The organism is Chitinophagales bacterium (assembly GCA_040877935.1).
Taxonomy (GTDB): Bacteria; Bacteroidota; Bacteroidia; order Chitinophagales; family CAIOSU01; genus JBBDNB01.
Genome location: JBBDNB010000040.1, coordinates 35,514 through 56,728, shown reverse-complemented (window position 1 = coordinate 56,728; position 21,215 = coordinate 35,514). Strand labels below are relative to the sequence as shown.

The window sequence follows — 21,215 nt, the reverse complement described above, 5'->3', positions numbered from 1 at the left end:
ATTTACGAAGAATCAACATCATATTTCTATCAAAGTAGCGCCACTGTCATTACACAAGCTAAATCGCCTGACCTGTTTATGAGCTTTGAGCCTGCGGTGTACTTCTTTTCTTAAAATGCCAGTACCTCTGCCGTGGATTACCAAAAAAGAATGCAAACCATTCGCAATAGCTCGGTCCAGCCCCTGTTCGAAGGCAGATAACTGATAGTCCAAAGCACCAGTGGAAATATCAATGGAACTCAATCCCATTTTATCGGCATGGATGTCCATTTCTTCTGTGCAATCTTCAATGTCGATTATTTCGTTCCCACTTTTGTTGTCGAGCAATGCTTCGCGTATAAGTTCCGGGTCTATTCTCAGCTCTTGTTTTGCAACTTGTTTTTTCTCCACTGATTTCCAAATTTCAATACAATAAGCAGCAGTCTCCAACTGGACAATCATTGGCGGAATATGGGCAACATGCTTTGCCTTTGGTTTTAGTTTTTTGTTGAATGATTTGTGCTTTTCAGGCCAATTTATGTCAATATTCAGTTGGGGCGTGTCGTGGAATTGCTTGAGGTCAAATTCAGAAAACTCCGCCCATTCATTGCCTTCCAGCTCAAGATCGTGTTCTTCATCTGCTGATTCACTGAAACAGATTTCCAGTTCTATAGAAAGCTTATCTTCTGTATTGTTATAGACACCGAGCAAAAACCCCGACAGACTATTGTCTATGGCATAATATTGGGGCTCCATAATCAGGTAAATGCCCATGCTTAGTATTTTTTCTTTTGATTCCGACATTTAAATAAGTGGCTATTTTTCCCAAAGATACCGAGTGATATTGGTATTCAACATAATGATTAACGCTTAGCTTCAATATCTTCAACAATTAAAATGGGAGATTGCTCAGTTTCTGGAAATTGGTGGACAAAAAAATACCAGAAAAAGAAAGAAGCAACAGAATAGCTTAAGCGGAAAAACGTGTGATGAAGCTGCAAGATAATAAACGGAAAGGTTTTTGATCATTACCCGATGCTTTTCAAAATTTCAAATTGAAAAGAAAATTTACCTAACTTTATTATCCTAAAATTCAAAAACAAATCGATTATGTCCAAAAAATTCAAAAAACTATTTCTGCCAGCACTTGCCCTCTTGTTTTTGTTTTCCGCTTGTGAGGAATTAGAGGGTTTGTCTGACTCAGAAATTGCAGCCGGTTTAAAAGAAGCGCTTGAAGTGAGCACCGACACATCAGTAAGCCAGGCCAATAGGGAAAACGGCTATTATGCAAATGCGGCCATAAAAATATTTTTGCCGCCTGAAGTTGAAAATGTTGCCAATGTCGTAAGGCAAATACCTTTTATTGACGGTGAGTCCCTATTAAACAAACTTGAATTAGAATTAAACAGGGCAGCCGAAGATGCTGCTGGAGAAGCCAAACCTATTTTCATAGATGCCATCACCGGAATTACCATTAATGATGCTCTTGGTATTTTAAACGGAACAGATTCTGCAGCTACTGTTTATCTGAAAGACCGAACATTTGTTGATTTAAAATCGGCTTTTAAACCCAAAATAGAAACTTCACTAAGCAAAGTAGGTGCACAACAAACCTGGAACACGCTTATCTCAGAATACAATTCATACATCAACAGTCCACTTGGGGAAAGATTGGGTGCAGAACCCATCAATACCGACCTAGCAGATTATACAACAGACCGTGGATTAAAGGGGCTTTTTCATCTTGTTTCTGAAGAAGAAAAAGAAATCAGGAACAATGTCAGCAATCGCGTAACTGATTTGCTCAGAAAGGTATTTGCCAAGCAAGACAATTAAAATTGAATTAATTGGCAAAGATTGATTAATCCTTAAAAAGATGTATCTTTGTGCTGAAAATTGAGGGGGCGCGGAAGTCCCCTCTTTTTATTAGTAATTTCGATGATCGATTTTCAGAACATAAAAGAGCAGTTGCAAAGTCTTGTCAATGAAAAGTTGCAAAGCGAACCGGAATATTTCCTTGTAGATATAAAGGTTTCGCCCGGTAAAAAGATCGAGGTGTATATTGATGGTGACGATGGCATTAAAATTGAAAAATGTGCTGAGATAAGTCGTTATTTAGAAACTTATCTCGATACTGAACAACCGCTTGGAGAAAAATATGTGTTGGAAGTTTCCTCTCCTGGAATGAGCAACCCTTTGAAAGTGCTGCGACAGTACAAAAGAAGAATTGGTCGGGAGGTGGAAGTAACATTGAAAAGCGGCAAAAAATTAGAAGGCTTTTTGAAAGATGCTGATGATCAGAAAATTATTCTTGAAGAAATATTGAAAGACAAAAAAGAAAAGGAAATAGATCGAAAAATGCATGAAATTTTATTTGACGATTTTAAATCCACAAAATTGAAACTTAACTTTTAAAGCGATGAGCGAATTAAATTTAGTTGAATCATTTTCGGAGTTTAAGGACTTTAAAAACATTGACCGTCCTACACTTATGAAGGTATTGGAAGATGTCTTCAAAACTCTGCTTAGAAAAAAATACGGTTCTGATGACAACTTTGATATCATTGTCAATACTGACAAAGGTGACCTTGAAATTTGGCGAAGAAGAGAAATTGTAGAAAACGGTGAAGTTGAAGATCCTCTGGAGCAAATTGCAATTTCAGATGCACTTAAAATTGAGCCCGATTATGAAGTTGGCGAAGAAGCTTATGAGGAAATCACCCTGATGAGTTTTGGCAGAAGGTCTGTTTTGGCTGCACGTCAAACGCTTATTTCCCGAATTCTCGAGCTTGAAAAAGACGAAGTCTATAAGAAATACAAAGACCGTGTTGGAGAAATTATTACCGCAGAAGTATACCAGACCTGGAAAAAGGAAATTCTTTGTGTAGATGAAGAAGGCAATGAACTGATCCTGCCAAAAAGCGAACAGATTCGCAGCGATTTCTTCAAAAAAGGAGATACTGTTAGAGCTGTTGTAAAACGTGTGGAAATGCGCAACAACAATCCGGTAGTTATTCTTTCAAGAACTGATGAAGCATTTCTTGCCAAATTGATGGAAATGGAAGTCCCGGAAATTTTTGACGGACTTATTACGATCAAAAAAATTGTTAGGGAACCCGGTGAAAAAGCCAAAGTAGCTGTAGAATCCTATGACGATCGTGTAGACCCTGTTGGCGCATGTGTAGGAATGAAAGGTTCAAGAATTCATGGCATTGTTCGTGAACTAAAAAATGAGAATATTGATATTATCAACTTCACAGCAAACAACAACCTTTTAATACAAAGGGCATTGGCACCGGCCAAGATCACTTCAATGGAAGTAGATGATGAAAATAAAAAAGCCAATGTATTTTTGAAACCGGATCAGGTTTCTCTCGCAATTGGCAGAGGCGGAATGAACATCAAGCTTGCAAGTAAACTTACCGGTTACGAAATTGATGTTTTCAGGGATATTGATGAAAATGAAGAATACGATATTGAACTGGAAGAATTTTCAGACGAAATAGAAGACTGGATCATTGATGCACTGAAAGGCATTGGGTGCGATACTGCAAAAAGCGTACTCGAGTTGGAAGTGGATGAATTGGTACGCAGAACAGATTTGGAAGAAGAAACCGTTAAAGAGGTTTTGAAAATCCTTAAATCTGAATTTGATTTAGAAGAATAAAAGAGAGTACTAAGAATACATGTCAGAAGTTAAAAAAGCACAGCGACTGGCCAAGGTGGCCAAAGATCTTGGCGTAGGAACCAAAACCCTCACCGATTTTCTAACAGAAAAAGGATATGAGGTAAAAAACAATCCCGGCACTAAGATCAGCGAAGAAATGCATACTGCATTGCTAATGGAGTTTCAGAAAGATGCTGCAGCTAAGGAAAAAGCTGACGACATTAACCTGGGAGCTTCAAACAGGGAAGAAGTATCTATTTCTGATGCAAAAAAATCTTCTAAGGAAAAAGCCAAAGAAGATTCTGATGAAGTGTTTATTAACTCTCCGGGTGTAACTGAAGAAGTTGTTGAAAAAGAAGAAAAACCAGCTTCAAAAGAAGAAGAAAAAGAGACTCCAAAAAAAGAAGAGAAAAGCGAAGAAAAAACCAACTTAAAAGCCCCCAAAGTAATTGGCAATATTGACCTTGATGCCGATAAGAAGAAAAAAGCTGCCGAAAAAGAAGAAAAGAAAGAAGAAGAAAAAGAGAAAAAGAAGAAAGAAGAAAAAAGCACAGAAGAAGTTGCCAAAAAGAAAGAAGCAGATCAAGAGAAGAAAGAGGAAATAGAAGAAGCCCACGAAATAAAAACCCAGAAGACCAATCTTCAGGGGCCTAAAGTACTCGGCAAAATCGACATTACCGATAAGTTTGAAGAGCGCAAAAAAAAGGAGAAAAAAGAAGCTGCCGAAAAGAAAGAAGGAGCCAAAAAGAAACGCAGAAAAAGATTTATTAAATCTACCGATAAACCCGGCACTTCATCGAGAAAAGGACCAGACAAGAAGAAAAGATCGGATGAACCCCAGGAAGTTTCTGAAAAAGAAATTGAAGAAAAAATAAAAGCAACACTTGCCAAGCTTGGCGGAAGTCAGAAAGGCGGAAAAACACGCTCTAAATTACGGAGACAAAAACGCCAGGATATAGCTGCAAAAACCGAGGAGGAAGAATTGCAGCATGAAATAGAAAGCCAAACATTGCAGGTTACAGAATTTATCTCTGTGAGCGAATTGGCTTCTATGATGGATACAACTGCTACAGAAGTGATCAGCAAATGTATGCAACTGGGCATTATCGTTTCCATCAATCAACGCTTAGATGCCGAGGTTATAGAATTGGTAGCTGATGAATTTGGCTTTGAGGTTAAGTTTATTGATATCGAAGATCAGGAAGAAGATATTATTGAAGAAGAAGAAGACGATCCAAAAGACCTGGTAGAACGCGCACCAATTGTCACTGTTATGGGACACGTTGATCATGGTAAAACTTCATTGCTTGATCACGTTAGAAAGGCCAATGTAGCCTCAGGTGAGGCAGGTGGTATTACGCAACATATCGGTGCATATGAGGTGATAACAGAAGATGAAAAACGCGTAGTTTTCCTTGACACTCCAGGTCACGAAGCTTTTACAGCTATGCGAGCCAGGGGTGCAAAAGCAACAGACGTTGCAGTAATTGTAATTGCAGCAGATGACAGTGTAATGCCGCAAACCAAAGAGGCCATCAGTCACGCTCAGGCAGCAAGTGTCCCAATGATATTTGCCATCAACAAAATTGATAAACCTGGATCCAATCCTGAAAAAATAAAAGAACAACTGGCGGGTATGAATCTTCTTGTAGAAGACTGGGGCGGCAAGTTCCAGTGTCAGGAAATTTCAGCAAAACAGGGCTTAAATATTGACAAGCTTCTTGAAAAAATATTGTTAGAATCTGAATTGCTTGAACTCAAATCCAATCCAAAAAAACCAGCTACCGGGACTATTATTGAAGCATCCCTTGACCGTGGTAGAGGATATGTATCTACTGTTCTGGTTCAAAACGGGACTTTAAATGTAGGTGATGTTGTTACTGCCGGAGTATATTATGGTAAAGTAAAAGCCATGTTCAACGAGCGCGGTGAGCGCAAAAAAGAAGCTGGCCCTTCAACTGCCGTACAATTACTGGGCTTCAACGGAGCCCCACAGGCAGGAGAGGTTTTCCGTGTTGTAGAAAGTGACCAGGAAGCCAAGCAAGTTACTCAAAAACGCGAACAGATTATGCGTGAACAGGGCTTGCGTACCAAAAAACATATTACACTTGATGAAATCGGCAGACGATTGGCACTGGGCAACTTTAAAGAACTCAATGTTATTATCAAAGGGGATGTTGACGGTTCAATTGAAGCGCTTTCAGATGCATTGATGAAATTATCTACCGATGAAATTCAGGTAGGTGTTGTTCACAAAGGTGTAGGGCAAATTACCGAATCCGATGTGCTGCTCGCTTCAGCTTCAGATGCTATTATTATTGGCTTTCAGGTACGTCCTTCCCAGGCTGCCAGATCATTGGCCGAAAAAGAAAATATCGAGATCAGGCATTACTCTATTATCTATCAGGCTATTGATGAACTGAAAACTGCCATGGAGGGAATGTTGGAGCCTACCATTCAGGAAAACATTACCGGCAACCTTGAAGTCAAGGAGATTTTCAAAATCACCAAAGTGGGAACTGTAGGTGGTTGCGAAGCAATTGATGGAAAAATCTACAAGAACGAAAAAATCCGTGTAATCCGCGAGGGAATTGTAGTGCACAGTGGAGAATTGGAATCTCTCAAGCGCTTTAAAGATGAAGTAAAAGAAGTTGTTTCCGGACAGGAATGTGGTATTAAGATCAAAAATTACAATGACCTTCAGAAAGGTGACATTATAGAATGCTACCAGGAAAAAGAAGTGAAGCGTAAATTGTAACTTATCTGATCAAGAGCTATAACCTAAAGCAAACCCTTCAAGCTAAAATAGTTTGAAGGGTTTTTGTTTTTATCACATAGAATTTAGAATGCTAACTTTGGTATATCATTGATTTGTACTTGTTTTAGCTGCCGACAAAGTCAGGTGACATAAAATAAATTTTGAACAGATGAAACCTTATAATACCCCTGTTTATTTGGATTATAATGCTACTACTCCCGTGGATAAAAGAGTGCTGGAAAAAATGTATCCCTATTTTTCAGGGAAATTTGGCAATGCCGCCAGCAAAACCCACGCTTATGGTTGGGTGGCCGATGCAGCAGTTGAAAAAGCCCGCAAGCAGATAGCTGCACTGCTCAATGCCGATGCATCTGAAATCTCTTTTACAAGCGGCTCTACAGAAGGTATCAATTTAATCCTGAGGGGTGTGGCGGGGCTTTATCAAAGTAAGGGAAAGCACATCATCACTTGCGCTACTGAACACAAAGCCGTACTCGATACCTGCGCTGATCTTGAAAAGCAGGGTTTTGAAATTACTTATTTGCCAGTTGATAAAAATGGATTGATCGATTTAAAAACACTGGAAAATGCAATCAGGACTGATACCATTCTAATTGCCATAATGTGGGCCAATAATGAAACAGGGGTAATCCAGGATATGAAAGCAATTGCTGAAATGGCGCATCGACATAAGGTAATTCTGTTTTCAGATGCTACGCAGGCTGCCGGAAAAATAAAAATGGACATTCAGGAAACAAAAGTGGATGCGCTTTGCCTAAGTGCCCATAAATTTTATGGACCAAAAGGCGTGGGAGCCATTTACCTGAGAAGGAGAGATCCGCGTGTAAAACTACAGGCGCAAATCACCGGGGGCGGGCATGAAAAAGGGTTGCGTTCGGGCACCTTGAATGTTCCTGGAATTGTAGGCATGGGCGAAGCAGCAAAATGGGCTGCAAAGGAATATAAAGACAGGAATTTGTACTGGGGCAATCTCAGTGCCTTTTTTTTGGAAAACCTGTCGCGGAAACTCAAGGGCTGGCATGTAAACGGGGATTTTGAAAAGCGCATCAACAATACGCTTAATCTAAGATTTGAAGGCATCAAAAGTGAGCGGCTGATTAAATTACTGGCGAAAGATCTGGCCTGTTCTACGGGTTCGGCCTGCACTTCTGCCATTATGCAGCCTTCGCATGTACTAACGGCAATGGGCTTAAGCGATACTGAAGCCGATGCTTCACTGCGTTTGTCTATGGGGAAAGACACTACACAAGAGGAGATGGAGTTTGTGCTGGAGGTTTTGTCCAGGGCTGTTGAAAAATTGAGGGCTTTGTAAAGCTTCAAAATTTTGAACTTAAAAAGAGTACATTCGTTTCTAAATTTGTAAAAAACCGCAACATATGCTTTTTGTATCCGATCAAGCAAAAAAACAGATTGAAAGTATCCGAAAAAAAGACAGTCTTGGCGATGATTATTTTGTCAGGGTAAGCGTGGTGGCCGGAGGTTGCTCGGGCTTTACCTACAACATGGATTTTGACAATGAAAACCGCGATGGCGATGAGGTTTTTGAAGACAAAGGCGTGAAAATCGTTACCGATAAAAAAAGCTTTCTCTACGTATTCAACACCACGCTTGATTTCTCAGATGGACTGGAAGGAAAGGGTTTTTATTTTGACAATCCCAATGCTTCCAGAACCTGCGCCTGCGGGGAAAGTTTTGCGGTTTGATACTTATTTAAAAACCTGATTCTTTTTACAATTAAAAATTGCAAAATGTTACCTAAATGGGTAACTTTGTGTAGTGAGTGAAAATTTTAAAAGGAAAACTTTTGTTTATGGGAATGAGTTTTGGAAATTCTACAATGCTCAAACAAAACCTGTACAAAATAAAATAGATTGGGTGATTGGGCTTGTCAGAACCCTGAAGCTTATTCCTGAAAAATTTTTCAAGCATTTAAAGGGGGCAGATGGGCTCTTTGAAATGAGGGTAAAAGTTGGAAGCGATATTTACCGCATTTTTTGCTTTTTTGATAAAGGCAAGCTCATAATTTTATTAAACGGTTTTCAGAAAAAAACATCTAAGACTCCCAAAAGCGAAATAAAAAAAGCAGAACTTCTTAAAAAGCAATACTATGAAGACCAAAACAAATGATAAATTAGTTTCCTGGGACGATCATCTGGATAAAAAATATGGAAAAGTTGGCACTGCTTCCCGAAACAAATACGAAGAAGGTTTTGAAGCCTTTAAAATAGGTGTGTTAATTCAGGAAGCTCGTAAACAAAGGCACTTAACCCAGGAAGAATTGGCACTTAGGACAGGCACAACAAAAAATTATATCTCAAGGATTGAAAACAATGCCAGTGATATTAGGCTTTCGACACTGATGAGAATTATCCGCAAAGGACTTGGTGGAAATCTTAAATTAACATTGGACCTATAACCAACACCTGCGCCTGCGGGGAAAGTTTTGCGGTTTAGTATTTTTACTTTTACAATTCTATTTTTACCATTCTAGCCCTCAAGGCCTAATTATTTTTTTCAAATGACCAAAGAAGAAATCATCCAATCCTTTAATCCCAATGATCCGGGAAATGTAGAAGCGGGAATTTATAGCCTGCCCTTTACTACCGAGCAATCCGACATTGTATTGATCCCCGTTCCCTGGGAAGCAACGGTAAGTTATGGTAATGGCGCTTGGAATGGCCCCGAGGCAATTTTGCAGGCTTCGCTTCAAATGGATCTTTGCCACTATGATTATCCCGATTTGTGGAAAAGAGGCATTGCGATGGACGAGGTGGATGAGGCATTGAAAACACTGGGGAAAACGATAAAAGGAAAGGCCGCCAAAATTATTGAGGCCCTGGAACTCGGAAAAGATCCCCAAAAGGATGAAAAGCTGAAATCCTATTATAAGGAGGTAAATGCCGCCTGCGAAAAAATGAACAAATGGGTGGAAGAAAGAACACAGTTTTGGCTGGATAAAGGAAAAATTGTCGGGCTTGTGGGAGGCGACCACAGTTCACCATTGGGTTTTTTGAGAACACTTTCAAAACAGCATAAAAGCTTTGGAATCCTTACCGTTGATGCCCACATGGATTTTCGCAAGGCTTATGAAGGTTTTACTTATTCCCATGCATCTATATTTTACAATGCGCTTCAGCTCGGTCAAGTTGAGAAAATAGTACAACTTGGTATCCGGGATTATTGCCAGGAAGAGTTGGATTTTGCCAGGAATCAAAATAAACGCATAGCTGTCTATTATGATAAAGCAATTAAACGCGCTCAAATGCAAGGTGAAACAGTTCATGCGCTCTTTCAGAAAATAATTGATGAACTGCCCGAAAAGGTGTATGTATCAATTGATATCGATGGACTGGATCCGGCACTTTGCCCCAATACCGGCACTCCTGTACCCGGTGGATTGCAATTTGAGGAGACAATTTACCTGATTCAGCTTTTAAAAGAAAGTGGCAGAAAAATCATTGGTTTTGACCTGTGTGAAGTAACTCCCGGCAATGATGACTGGGATGGAAATGTCGGATCGCGCTTGCTTTACCAGCTTTGCGGTCTTGCCAGTTGATTTGCTTATTTTTGACCTGAATATTTCTCACACAATAATACAACCCAGCAAATGACACAATTCAATCCCTGGCATGATGTGCCGGTTAATTTCAATAAAGAAGAAGCCATTACCGATGCCATAATTGAAATCCCATCAGGAAGCAGGGCAAAATATGAATTGGATAAAACTACAGGGCTGATTCGCCTCGACAGAGTGCTGTATTCTTCGGTTTATTATCCTGCCAATTACGGGTTTATTCCTCAAACCCTGGGTGAAGACCACGATCCGCTCGATATTTTGGTGCTTTCTCAAATTGCCCTAAACCCTTCCTGTATTGTAAGGGCAAAAATAATCGGTGTAATGGGAATGATCGATCAGGGAGAGCCCGATGATAAAATCATTGCAGTAGCTGTTGATGATATGAGTGTCAACCACATCAATTTCATCAGTGATTTGCCTCCTATGTTCAGTTCAGAACTCAGGGAGTTTTTTGAACAGTACAAAAAACTTGAAGAAAAAGAAGTCTTTGTGGACAAATTCCAGAAAAAAGACAAAGCGATCGAAATTCTGGAAAATGCCATTCAACGCTATAATAAGCAAATAAGAAAGTAAGCAAGGAAACCTATTTCACCCCAGCCATTGCTTCATCCACATTGATCAGGTGGTCGGCTATTTTTTCTGCGCGGTTCAGGTAGTCTAGATATATAACCCCGGCACGAGGGCTGTAAATATTTTTCTCCAACCTGTTGTAGTGGTTCCTTTTTAGGTCTTTATGCATTTTATTGATCTGGTCTTCCAGCTCCTGAGCTTCATTAATATCGACTTCATTGAAAGGCAGGTTTAAATTTTTTCGTACTTTTTTCAGCGCTGAATATACCAGGTCTAAAAATTCCCTTAGTTCTTGCATTGCATCTTCAGGTAACTTTATATTGTGCTTTTGCATGCGCTCGTAGTTTCGTGTCATTTGATAATAAATGTCTGCCACGCGCTCCATGTCATTAGCTATGCTCAGCATATTCCGTACTATTTTGGAAGAAGCAAAACTCAAATCAAATTCTGAGACTTTTGTCAGGTAATTCACAATTTCCAGCTCCAGATCATCGGTGATTTCCTCCCGCTTTTTTAGCTTATCGATAATATTTTTCTTGTTTTTTGGATTGTCAAAAAGCAGGGCTGAAAAACTGTAGCCCATTTTATCGAGTACCTTTCCAAAATTCTGAAGTTCTTTTTGTGCCTCTTCAAGCGAAAGCTCTGGTGTGGACATCACCCCGGAAGAAATGTATTGCAACCTGAACTCTTCATCACTGGCGTCTTTTGTAGGTTGTATGCGAATTAACAGTCTGTCGAATAAAGGAATTAGCGGGAAAAGGAATACAGTGTTGATTACATTAAATGCAGTGTGAAACAAAGCCAGTGCAATAGTTGCATTTTGTCGCGATTCGGGGTTGCTGTCAAAAAGGGAATACGATGCACTGAATGTTTCAGACAAAACAAAATCCAGACCTTTGATAAAAGGCATTAAAAGCAATGCCATCCAAATTACCCCGAGAAAATTGAAGAAAAAGTGAAAGCGCGCAGCTCGTTTGGAATGTACGTTTGCAATTGATGAAGCAATATTTGCTGTTACTGTAGTGCCAATATTTTCTCCCAAAACCATTGCCGCAGCAAGCGGAAATGTAATCCATCCCTGCGCCAGTATTACCATTGTAAAAGCCATTGATGCACTTGAAGATTGCAGTATAATGGTAAGTATGATCCCCGCTGCTATAAAAAACAAAGTGCTCAAAAAGCCTGAATTGATAAAAGGATCAAAATAATCTAAAATTTGTGTGTTGTTTTCGATGTTAGGGATGGTATGTTGTAACAAGCTTAATCCGAGAAACAATACGGCAAAGCCAATAATAAAACTTGCAATATTCTGAAAAGCAGCTTTTCTGGAAAAAAGTAATGGGAAAACCAGGCCTGTGAGTATGAGGGCGATTGTAGTGCTTTCAAATTTGAAACCCACTATGGCTATCATCCATGCTGTAATGGTGGTGCCGATGTTTGCCCCCATTACCACACCCATTGATTCGCTCAGTGTGAGAATTCCGGCATTTACAAAACTTACAACCATTACAGTGGTAGCAGAAGAAGACTGCACAAGAGCTGTTGTGAGAAACCCTGAGAGTACACCGCTAAAAGTTGTAGAAGTAACAGAGCGCAAAAGACTTCTAAGCTTTTCTCCTGCCAGCTTTTGAAGGGCATCGCTCATTATTTTCATGCCGTAAATAAAAAGCCCCAGGGAGCCGATAAGTTGCAGGAAATCTAAAATGGTATAGGTCATCTGGTATTAAGAAATTGTTAAGCAAAAATAAGTATCAAATTTGGCACCTATTCCAACAAATGATTAACTAATTGTTAATTCTCTAAAGTGGACTCTCTAAAAACCTGAGTTCGGAAATTCTTTATTGCTCAGAATGCCAGAAAATAGTGAGATTCGACTGGAAATATTGATGGAATAGCGGGCTATTTTGAGATATTTCCGGGAAGAAGATTGCTGTTTTCTGGCATTTTAAATCCATAAAACACAATTTGCTGCGTTGCATTTGCTTGATTTATCCCGATAAACCTTCTCAAACGCGCCTTGCCTATTACGTTTTAGTGAATTTCTGAGCTCTTAAATAATTATCGAAATCAGGTTAAAAGTATAAATAAATTTCACTCAATTTGAATGCAATGCAAAATAAGGATGATGTATCAAAATTGAAAGAATAACAATACTCCAATAAACTCTATATTTATAGATTGAAAAATAATACTTGAAAAAACCTTACACTTTGATTAATTTAGTCAGCTTGATCGTCAATTCTATATTAGTCGTCATTTAAAAAAATGTTGTCGTGAAAAAAAATATTCTGATTCTTGCTGCACTGGTATTTAGTGTAGCATTTCTTTTTGCCCAGGATAATGTTGGAGTGGGTACACTCAACCCCGACCCCAGTGCTATTCTCGACTTATCATCTAGTGAGAAAGGCATACTGATTCCCCGAATGGATTCTACGGAAAGAAATGCCATTGCCAGTCCTGCTCGGGGGCTAATGGTCTATGATACCGATTATGACCAGTTTTGGTATTTTGATGGAGTTGTTTGGGTTAGGGCAGTAGGAACGCCCGGCCCACAGGGTCCGCAAGGACCAGTTGGTCCCACGGGAGCAACAGGCCCTCAAGGTCCGCAAGGTAGTCCCGGGCCGGCAGGACCACAGGGCGATCCTGGTTCACAAGGTCCTCAAGGCGACCCCGGTCCACAGGGACCGATTGGTCAAACTGGCCCGCAAGGCCCGCAAGGCCCGCAAGGCCCGCAGGGACCTCAAGGTGACCCTGGTCCCACAGGCCCTCAAGGACCAATAGGTCAGACAGGTCCACAGGGGCCGCAAGGCGATCCTGGACCAACAGGGCCACAGGGGCCAATCGGTCAAACAGGACCAGCCGGGCCTCAAGGCGCAACAGGCCCTCAGGGAGCGACAGGACCACAAGGACCTCCCGGCCCCACAGCAGATGTAGTTAGCACCTCACTTACTTCTAATATTGAAATTACGGCTGCTTCATATTCCAATGTGCCCGGATTAAGCACCTTGACTTTTACAGCTACCAAATCAACTGCTTTGGTAATGTTTTCTGCTTCGGGTTTTGCCTATACCAATTCTATGGCCAATGTGCTTTTTAGGGTAAGAAACACTACAAACAATAGCACCATAGGTGGAACAAACACTACCATGCAAAGCTATGATGATGTTACCGGCACTATTACTCCCTGGAGCTGTACATTTACAAAAGTGATCAGCGGACTAACAGTAGGAAATTCTTATACCTTAAGGGTACAGGGATACACTGATGGAATCTTTGGAACTTTAAATGCCGTTGTGTGGCCAAGCACCCACGATTCGCATCATATGACACTTTCCGTATTGCAATAAAACCAGTTTTGCCCTTACAGGAGAAACTATAAATATTCTTAACTTAGACCTACAATTTTTGCCATATACTTAAGCTGAAATTATAATGAAGATCAATTATTATAAAGAATTGTTTTTAACATTGCTCCTGTTCGCAGGATCCTTATTCAGTGTTTTTTCCCAGGCACTGGTCAACAACAACGGGGCACTTATTTCCATCAAGGACAGTGCACTGGTAATTGTAAAAACCAATTCGGTAAACAATGAAACGGGATACATCAGTAATGCGGGGCGTTTTATTATAGAAGAGGACTTTATCAATACTGATACCGCAACAGGTGGAATGGCCAAAGGCCGCTACGAAGTGGAAAGACACTGGGAAAATAGCGGGGTCTTTATAGCAGATTCAAGCACAGTAGAATTGTACGGTGCCAATCAATTGATCACCGGTGATTCCGTTACGGAATTTTACCACTTGCAATTGACAGGAACAGGAATTAAAACACAAACCATTGATGCCAAAGTCAACAGTCTTTTAGAGCTCAATGACAGGGAATTGGCCACTGATACCAGTAAAATGTTTGTGATAAACCCCGGAGTAAGTGCAGTTTCACGAACAACAGGTTTTGTAAGCAGTCTTGCTGATGGCAGGCTTTCCAGGGAAATGAACAGGGATACTACTTATCTTTTTCCCGTAGGTTCATCTATTGGCACTCAGCGTTATCGACCTATTACAATCACTCCGCCAGTATCCAACCCCAAAACCTTTGAAGTAAGAATGGCTAATGTGGATGCTACGAGTGAAGGATTTGACAGAAGTGAAACTGCCCCGGATATTTGCGAGATCAACCCCGAATTTTATCACCTGATTGATACCACAGAAGGTCAGGGCGCTGTTGATCTTACTTTCTTCTACGATGCTGCATCCGATGGCGACTGGAGCGAAGTAGCACACTGGGAAGGTGTTCCACAATGGGAAAGCACACGCCCCAATCCGGGCGGAGTATCTGGTGCTTTCAATACTTTAGCAATTAATGGCTGGGACACTTATCAATACGAAGCATATGCTCTGGCCAGACCGAGTCCAAGCCTTGATTATTCAAATGTGAATGATGTGAGTTGTTACGGAAATAATGATGGAGTTATAGTTGTAGATGCGATTATCGGAACCCCGGATTTCACTTACGAATGGAATGCCCCGGGATTAAGCGGAGATAGTATTTCCGGTCTATCGCCAGGCGAATATAGCCTTACTATCACCGATGCTAACAATTGCCAGGCAACAGATACGCTTGTAATTTATGAACCGGACAGTCTTGAGCTTGAGGCAAGTGCCGATGTTACAATTTCATATGGCACATCAACCGACCTTGAGGTAATATACACTGCGGGAGGTGCTCCTTTTTACGAGTACTTATGGGAGCCGGATGCTGGATTAAATAACACTACCGGTGAATATGTGACAGCTTCTCCCGATTCCACAACCAGTTATATTGTTACAGTAATAGATGAGAATGGTTGTAGAAAAACAGATACTGTAGTTGTTAACGTTGACCATACGCTTTATGTATTTCCAGAGGGTTTCACTCCCAATGGGGATGGCCACAATGACAATTATGAAATTATCAAGAGTGAAGGAGTGGAAGTGCTGGAGTTCAAAATATACAATCGCTGGGGGGAATTGATCTATACAGATAATGCAGGAAACTGGGATGGGCGATATAAAGGAACACTACAAGCTATGGACACTTATCTTTTCAGAGCCGACATTGAACTTCCAAATGGAAGTCGTGTAAGTGAATCCGGTGATTTTGTTCTCGTTAGATAAAATTAATAATCCAAACAAGCATGAATTTTTTTAATCAAAAATCACACATGAAGATGATTAAAATAAATTCATGTGAGAGCGAAGCGGTTCCATCTGTGCAGAAATTTTTCTGCATTTTTGGAACAAGCAGAAAAATTTTAAACAGATGAAAAAATTAATTGTCGTTATTATAATTTTCACATTCGGGAGTGAATTGCTAAAAGCCCAGGATGTGCATTTCTCACAATTTTTTAATGTACCAGTCTTTTTTAATCCGGCAATGACGGGAAACTTTGATGGAAGCTTTAGGGCTACAGCAATTTATCGCAATCAGTGGCCGGGACCAATCAATGGAAGAACTTCTTTTTCAACACCAGGCTTATCTGCAGATGCACCTATTCGATTGAAAAATAGTGATATGATTGGTGTGGGTGCCTATTTTGTGAATGACCGTTCTGCCGGAGCAAATTTAAAGCGTGTCAATTTTATGGCTTCTGTAGCGTATCACAAAGTAATTGCAAAAAATCACGCATTGTCATTTGGGCTTCAGGGTGGTTATCTTCAGTATAGTTTGCAGGATATTAAATTTGGAGACCAATATGATGAGCTCAATAATTTTGTTGGAGGAGGGGCGGATCAGGGTCTTGCGGGCAATGCTGCCAATTTTGATTTAAATATAGGCATTGCATGGAACTCCAGGCTATCGGAAGACTTGCGTTTTTCATTTGGTGTAGCAGCATTTCATATTTTAGAACCTGAAATTTCTTTTTCCGACCAAAGCAGAGCCGGTAATGTACCAAGAAGATACAATGCGAACCTGAGCTTTGACTGGCGGTTGAACGATAAAATTTCGCTTTTACCTGCCTATTTATATATGCATCAGGCCAAAGCTTCACAGCATAATTTCGGACTTGCTTCTGCCATCAACCTCAAAGAAAAAACCGAGCTCTTGCTCGGAGCATTTTACCGCGTAAAAGATGCTGTAATACCTTATGTAGGACTTCAGTACCACAGCTTTAAACTTGGATTGTCATATGATGTTAATGCTTCCACATTGAATGCCACAAATGGAGCTGCGGAATTATCATTGACTTATACCGCTCCTTATGTGCCTGTTCCCGAAGTAGATCCATCGCTGTATTGTCCGAGATTTTAATAAACAACTAACAGAAGATTTATAATGAAATTTAAATCCCTAATCTTTATACTTGCTATTGTCTTACCATACCTGCTTTTTGCGCAGGAAAACTCCAATGCAGAAAAACAGGATCCCCTCAAAGATTTGCCCTACAAGAAAAAGCTGAAATTCGCTGACAATGCATTTGAATATGGCAATTATTTTCAGGCTATGGAGCTCTATAAAAGTTTTTTGGAGGAACGCCCAGGCAACAATCAACTGTTTTACAAAATTGCCTACTGCTACATGGAAGCCAGAGACTATAAAAATGCAGAATCACATTTTAAAAAAGCTATTTCCGCGGGCAATACCAATGCCGAGACCTACTATTACAAAGCATTGATGCTGAATATGCAAGGCAAATATGATGCAGCTAAAAATACCTACGCTGATGCAGTAAAGAAAAACACCGCGCCCTGGTCAGATAGGGCTAAACAGAAAATTGAATTCTGTGAGTTTGCCAAGAAATTGATTAAAGATTCGGTGAATTATAAAGTCACACATTTGGAGCGGCCTGTAAATGGCCCTTTTACAGAGTATGCTCCACGTGTTTATGATGCTGAATTTTATTATTCTTCATTGAATATGGATAGCATTCTAAATCAGCAATTTTACCGGGGAAATAAAAAGCATTATTCCAGAATTTATACTAAAATACCTGCTCCTAAAGGAGAAAATTGGAAAGCCGTAAAACCTTTGTCTCCACCATTCAATGGTCCTGATTTCCACTCCGGTAATTTCAGCTTATCTGCGGATGGTAAAAGGGCATATTTTACAAAATGTCAGGACGAAGGCAATGCCAATATCACTTGTAAGATATTTCAGACTACAAAAATTGGCGGATCATGGTCGGAAGCAGTAGCACTTGGAAATGAAGTGAATGCATCCAAATCAAACAACACACATCCGGCCGTTGCGGAGTCTGAAGGAGATTTTGACATCCTTTATTTTTCCTCTGACAGAAATGATGGTGAAGGCGGCTATGATATTTATTATGCAGAGGTTGGTGAAAACGGGAAAGTAAATAGCGTAAACAATTTAGGCCCGGTGATCAACACCTCGGGCAATGAAAAAACACCCCTTTACTATGCGGAGCATGGCCTGCTTTATTTCAGTTCTGATATGCATCCGGGCTTGGGCGGTTTCGACAATTTCAGTGCTGAAGGAAGTTTGCAAGAATGGACTGAACCAGTTAACCTGGGTTACCCAATCAACTCCAGTGCCGATGATCAGTTTTACGCCCCCGGAGAAGACAGGCGAAGCTATTATTTCGTTTCCAATCGTCCCGGTATCATTGGTCTGAAAAGTGAAACCTGCTGCGATGATATTTTTATGGCCAAAGATTTGTTTGTCCCCGATTTTGCTGTAAAAGGTAAAATTAAAGAACAAGTAGATTCTACAACAACAAGTCCGCTTAAAGGGGTGGACATAGCAATTTACAGTGTTGAGAATGGTAAACGAGCACTTTTTGCCATTGATTCAAACAAGAACCTTACAAGTTATTTTCACAATCTGAAGGCCGGTAAAGATTTTGAAATGGAATTTAAAAAACAAGGCTATTTCACTTTTACTGAAAGCATCCAAACGAAAGGTGTTTTTGAGTCGGATACTTTTGAAGTGGATGCTACTTTGGAAAAAATCAGAAAAGACAAGTCCTATACGCTAAGCAATATTTATTATGCATACAACAGCGCAGAACTCAATGAAGCATCAAAAGAAACCCTTGATCAGCTTTATACAATTCTCTCAGAAAATGAAAGCCTGATATTTGAGCTTTCTTCTCATACCGACAGTATTGGATCAGCCGGTTACAATCAGCGTTTATCCCAAAAAAGAGCGCAGGCCTGTGTAGATTATTTGCTTGAAAAAGGCGTGTCAAAAGATCAGTTAATTGCAAAAGGCTATGGCGAAAGTCAACCCATTGCACCCAATACAAAACCCGATGGCAGTGATAATCCTGAAGGCCGTGCCATGAACAGGAGGACAGAATATAAAGTAATTGGTGAATTTGAATTTGAAGGTGATCAAGTGCTTTTCAAAGAAGGGCAGTAATTATCAAATTCAGATCAATAACTTCTTAGAATCTCAAATTCTACCCTGCGATTGATTCTGCGGTCTTCATCGGTTTTTTCTTCTTTAATGATCGGTTTTGAGCTGCCATAACCTATGGCGATAATCCGCTCCTCAGCTATTTTACCTTTGTCGATGATAAACTTTTTAATGGCATCTGCCCGGTCTTGTGATAGCTCGTTATTGTGAGCTGGGTCGCCCTTTGAGTCAGTATGCCCGCCAATTTTTAATTTTTTATCCGGATTGTCCAGCATAAAGTCCACGAGTTTGATCAGGTCGCCTTTCATTTCAGGCAATATCTCAGCGCTGTTGCTGGCAAATTCAATACTCTCAAATTTGATGCGCACTTTGTTGATCATTTCTGCATTCACAGTGAAACTTGTATCCTGATTCAATCTGAATGCTTGCTCAATACGAAAGAAATCTTCGCCCTGAATTACGAGCAAATATTCATTGTCTTCAATCAGGTTGAAATCAAAACTCCCGTCTTCTCTTATAAATTTTGGCGCAACTTCAATACCTCTACTCAAATCAATAACAGAAACCATCCCCTTCAAAGGTTTTCCAGAACTGGAATCGATCAAAACTCCTGAAAAATTGGTGTAAGCCATTGGTTGTGCTTCCATAGGTAGTGGAAAAGAATAGAGGTTAAGGTTTTCCATATTCTTTCCCTCGGAGCGGGCATAAAATAGCTGCTTCGATTCAGAATCTATTGTGAAATAAAATTCATCACCTTTGCCATTTACCAATGGGCCAATATTTCTAGGCTCTGTCCAATCTCCATCGATATAGTAGCTTTTGTAAATGTCGAAATTGCCAAAATTCAGCAACTGATTGTTTGAGCTAAAATAGAGCAGGTTGAATTTAGGGTGGATAAACGGACTGACTTCTACACCTATGGTATTTATCTTGGGGCCAAGATTGTATGCTCTGCCCCATTTGTCATTTTTCCCTTTTACAGAATAATAAATATCAGTCCCGCCAAAACCACCTTTGCGTCCCGAAGAAAAATACAAAGTGTCACCACTTATGCTAAGCGCGGGATGAGAATCCCATTCTTCGCTGTTTACATTCGGGCCGAGGTTTTTGACATTTCCCCAGGAACCGTTTCTCTTTCTTTCGGCACTGTATATATCACAATTTCCAAAACCATCCGGTGCATGGCAGCGCACGAAATAAATCATTTGATTGTCAGGACTCAGACAAGCAGAGCCCTCATTGTAAGCGCTGTTAATTCCTTCATATGCTTGAGCAGCTGTCCATTGGTCGGGGCCTAGTCGTTCGCTGTAAAAAATATCCTCGTTAACAAATTCATCTCCTCTATTGCGCATAATATTGCGCTTAGATGTAAACAGCAATATATCATCACTGCTGTTTAATGCTGGCCCATAATCTGCATATGGAGAATTGATAGAGTCTCCCATATTGAGCAATATCCCTTGTGGTGGTTGTATGGTATCGATTTGCCTGCGGTATTCTACCAATTCGTAATAATAATCAATAGGCACATAATCTGAGGGCTTTTCCGGATTATATGCTTCAAAGTTCTTTCTCACTTTGTCTGCATCTTCCTTAATGTTTTTGAGCAAAATCCTGTAAATCCATTTGGCGTGTTCTATTTCATTATTTTTTTCATACAATTGGCCGAGCATCCAGAGCAAGTCGCTGTCATGCGCAAAGTTCAAAATTCCGAATTTGCTAATATAATCTTCCAGCAAGGGCAATAAATCCTCCCATTTCTCCTTTTGATGAAATTTTTTAAGCCGCTTTAAATTATTCTCGTGCTGGTAAAAATCTAATTTGTGCAGATTTTGAAAAACGAATGCTGCTTTTTCAGTTTTCAGGCTATTTGCTGCTCCAGGTTTTATTTTATCCTTGCTAATGCGTACAGCATTTTTATCGAGTCCATTATTTTGAGCAGACAGCGATAGAACAACGCAATAACTCAAAATAATTACTGTGATAAAACACCTGAAGTACATATTCCTCAAATTATTAACCTGAATTCTGAAATTATTTATTGCTCTGAATACCCTTAAATAATTATTGTAATCAGGTTATTACTTTCTAAGGTAAATAATTTTAAAATTGTAGAAATTTTAAAATGCACCAGAACTTGTTTTTTGATGATTTCAGGGTATTGAATTGACTTAAAAAAAAGACACTTTCCTTTAAAAAAAGAGAAATGTGAATAAATCAGGAAAATAGCCTAAGGAAAAAAGCTGGTTTTGGGCTTAAACCTCAACCCAAGTGAATAGGAATC

16 protein-coding genes are annotated in these 21,215 nt (G+C 40.0%); 13 read left to right on the top strand and 3 right to left on the bottom strand.

Going from position 1 to position 21,215, the window contains the following annotated elements; translation table 11 throughout:
- Positions 1–18 precede the first annotated feature (18 nt).
- Entirely contained in the window at positions 19–783 is a 765-nt protein-coding gene (locus tag WD048_10550) for a Smr/MutS family protein (protein ID MEX0812645.1), read from the bottom strand.
- A gap of 306 nt (positions 784–1,089) precedes the next feature.
- Here WD048_10550 and WD048_10545 point away from each other — a divergent pair, with 306 nt between their 5' ends.
- From WD048_10545 to WD048_10505, 9 genes are all read left to right on the top strand, one after another.
- Complete coding sequence (locus WD048_10545; GenBank protein ID MEX0812644.1) at positions 1,090–1,815, top strand: DUF4197 domain-containing protein; 726 nt, start codon at positions 1,090–1,092, stop codon at positions 1,813–1,815.
- 102 nt (positions 1,816–1,917) lie between these two features.
- On the top strand, positions 1,918–2,394 hold the full coding sequence (rimP, locus tag WD048_10540) for a ribosome assembly cofactor RimP (GenBank protein ID MEX0812643.1): 477 nt from the start codon (positions 1,918–1,920) through the stop codon (positions 2,392–2,394).
- Between the two features lie 4 nt (positions 2,395–2,398).
- Positions 2,399–3,646, top strand: coding sequence for a transcription termination factor NusA (gene nusA, locus WD048_10535; GenBank protein MEX0812642.1), 1,248 nt, complete (start codon positions 2,399–2,401; stop codon positions 3,644–3,646).
- Positions 3,647–3,665: 19 nt separating this feature from the next.
- Positions 3,666–6,404: a translation initiation factor IF-2 gene (gene infB / locus WD048_10530; GenBank protein MEX0812641.1), complete on the top strand. Its 2,739-nt coding sequence runs from the start codon at positions 3,666–3,668 to the stop codon at positions 6,402–6,404.
- A gap of 169 nt (positions 6,405–6,573) precedes the next feature.
- A complete protein-coding gene (locus WD048_10525) occupies positions 6,574–7,737 on the top strand; it encodes a cysteine desulfurase family protein (GenBank protein MEX0812640.1) in 1,164 nt (387 codons plus the stop codon).
- Positions 7,738–7,801: 64 nt separating this feature from the next.
- On the top strand, positions 7,802–8,128 hold the full coding sequence (locus WD048_10520) for an iron-sulfur cluster assembly accessory protein (protein MEX0812639.1): 327 nt from the start codon (positions 7,802–7,804) through the stop codon (positions 8,126–8,128).
- A gap of 404 nt (positions 8,129–8,532) precedes the next feature.
- Entirely contained in the window at positions 8,533–8,841 is a 309-nt protein-coding gene (locus WD048_10515; protein MEX0812638.1) for a helix-turn-helix transcriptional regulator, read from the top strand.
- Positions 8,842–8,943: 102 nt separating this feature from the next.
- Complete coding sequence (locus WD048_10510) at positions 8,944–9,981, top strand: agmatinase family protein (protein MEX0812637.1); 1,038 nt, start codon at positions 8,944–8,946, stop codon at positions 9,979–9,981.
- Positions 9,982–10,032: 51 nt separating this feature from the next.
- A complete protein-coding gene (locus WD048_10505) occupies positions 10,033–10,575 on the top strand; it encodes an inorganic diphosphatase (GenBank protein MEX0812636.1) in 543 nt (180 codons plus the stop codon).
- 10 nt (positions 10,576–10,585) lie between these two features.
- Here the strand turns inward: WD048_10505 and WD048_10500 are convergent, their stop codons facing one another.
- Positions 10,586–12,289 (bottom strand): Na/Pi cotransporter family protein, encoded by a 1,704-nt coding sequence (locus tag WD048_10500; GenBank protein MEX0812635.1) that lies wholly within the window; start codon positions 12,287–12,289, stop codon positions 10,586–10,588.
- Between the two features lie 556 nt (positions 12,290–12,845).
- Here WD048_10500 and WD048_10495 point away from each other — a divergent pair.
- The 4 genes from WD048_10495 (at position 12,846) to WD048_10480 (ending at position 18,934) form a co-directional block, all read left to right on the top strand.
- Entirely contained in the window at positions 12,846–13,919 is a 1,074-nt protein-coding gene (locus WD048_10495) for a hypothetical protein (protein MEX0812634.1), read from the top strand.
- Between the two features lie 85 nt (positions 13,920–14,004).
- Positions 14,005–15,726, top strand: a complete 1,722-nt coding sequence (locus tag WD048_10490) for a T9SS type B sorting domain-containing protein (protein ID MEX0812633.1) — start codon at positions 14,005–14,007, stop codon at positions 15,724–15,726.
- A gap of 145 nt (positions 15,727–15,871) precedes the next feature.
- The gene (locus WD048_10485) at positions 15,872–16,861 is read left to right on the top strand and encodes a PorP/SprF family type IX secretion system membrane protein (protein ID MEX0812632.1); all 990 of its coding nucleotides are present in this window, start codon (positions 15,872–15,874) and stop codon (positions 16,859–16,861) included.
- A gap of 24 nt (positions 16,862–16,885) precedes the next feature.
- Positions 16,886–18,934 carry an OmpA family protein gene (locus tag WD048_10480; protein MEX0812631.1) on the top strand — a complete coding sequence of 683 codons (2,049 nt, stop codon included), beginning with the start codon at positions 16,886–16,888 and terminating at the stop codon, positions 18,932–18,934.
- A gap of 14 nt (positions 18,935–18,948) precedes the next feature.
- Here the strand turns inward: WD048_10480 and WD048_10475 are convergent, their stop codons facing one another.
- On the bottom strand, positions 18,949–20,934 hold the full coding sequence (locus WD048_10475; GenBank protein ID MEX0812630.1) for an OmpA family protein: 1,986 nt from the start codon (positions 20,932–20,934) through the stop codon (positions 18,949–18,951).
- Between the last annotated feature and the right edge of the window lie 281 nt (positions 20,935–21,215).

Coding starts and splice junctions, on each gene's coding strand:
- WD048_10510 (MEX0812637.1), top strand. CDS start 8,944: ATGACCAAAGAAGAAATCATCCAATCCTTTAATCCCAATGATCCGGGA.
- WD048_10475 (MEX0812630.1), bottom strand. CDS start 20,934: ATGTACTTCAGGTGTTTTATCACAGTAATTATTTTGAGTTATTGCGTT.
- WD048_10550 (MEX0812645.1), bottom strand. CDS start 783: ATGTCGGAATCAAAAGAAAAAATACTAAGCATGGGCATTTACCTGATT.
- infB (MEX0812641.1), top strand. CDS start 3,666: ATGTCAGAAGTTAAAAAAGCACAGCGACTGGCCAAGGTGGCCAAAGAT.
- nusA (MEX0812642.1), top strand. CDS start 2,399: ATGAGCGAATTAAATTTAGTTGAATCATTTTCGGAGTTTAAGGACTTT.
- WD048_10480 (MEX0812631.1), top strand. CDS start 16,886: ATGAAATTTAAATCCCTAATCTTTATACTTGCTATTGTCTTACCATAC.
- WD048_10485 (MEX0812632.1), top strand. CDS start 15,872: ATGAAAAAATTAATTGTCGTTATTATAATTTTCACATTCGGGAGTGAA.
- WD048_10490 (MEX0812633.1), top strand. CDS start 14,005: ATGAAGATCAATTATTATAAAGAATTGTTTTTAACATTGCTCCTGTTC.
- rimP (MEX0812643.1), top strand. CDS start 1,918: ATGATCGATTTTCAGAACATAAAAGAGCAGTTGCAAAGTCTTGTCAAT.
- WD048_10520 (MEX0812639.1), top strand. CDS start 7,802: ATGCTTTTTGTATCCGATCAAGCAAAAAAACAGATTGAAAGTATCCGA.
- WD048_10545 (MEX0812644.1), top strand. CDS start 1,090: ATGTCCAAAAAATTCAAAAAACTATTTCTGCCAGCACTTGCCCTCTTG.
- WD048_10515 (MEX0812638.1), top strand. CDS start 8,533: ATGAAGACCAAAACAAATGATAAATTAGTTTCCTGGGACGATCATCTG.
- WD048_10505 (MEX0812636.1), top strand. CDS start 10,033: ATGACACAATTCAATCCCTGGCATGATGTGCCGGTTAATTTCAATAAA.
- WD048_10500 (MEX0812635.1), bottom strand. CDS start 12,289: ATGACCTATACCATTTTAGATTTCCTGCAACTTATCGGCTCCCTGGGG.
- WD048_10525 (MEX0812640.1), top strand. CDS start 6,574: ATGAAACCTTATAATACCCCTGTTTATTTGGATTATAATGCTACTACT.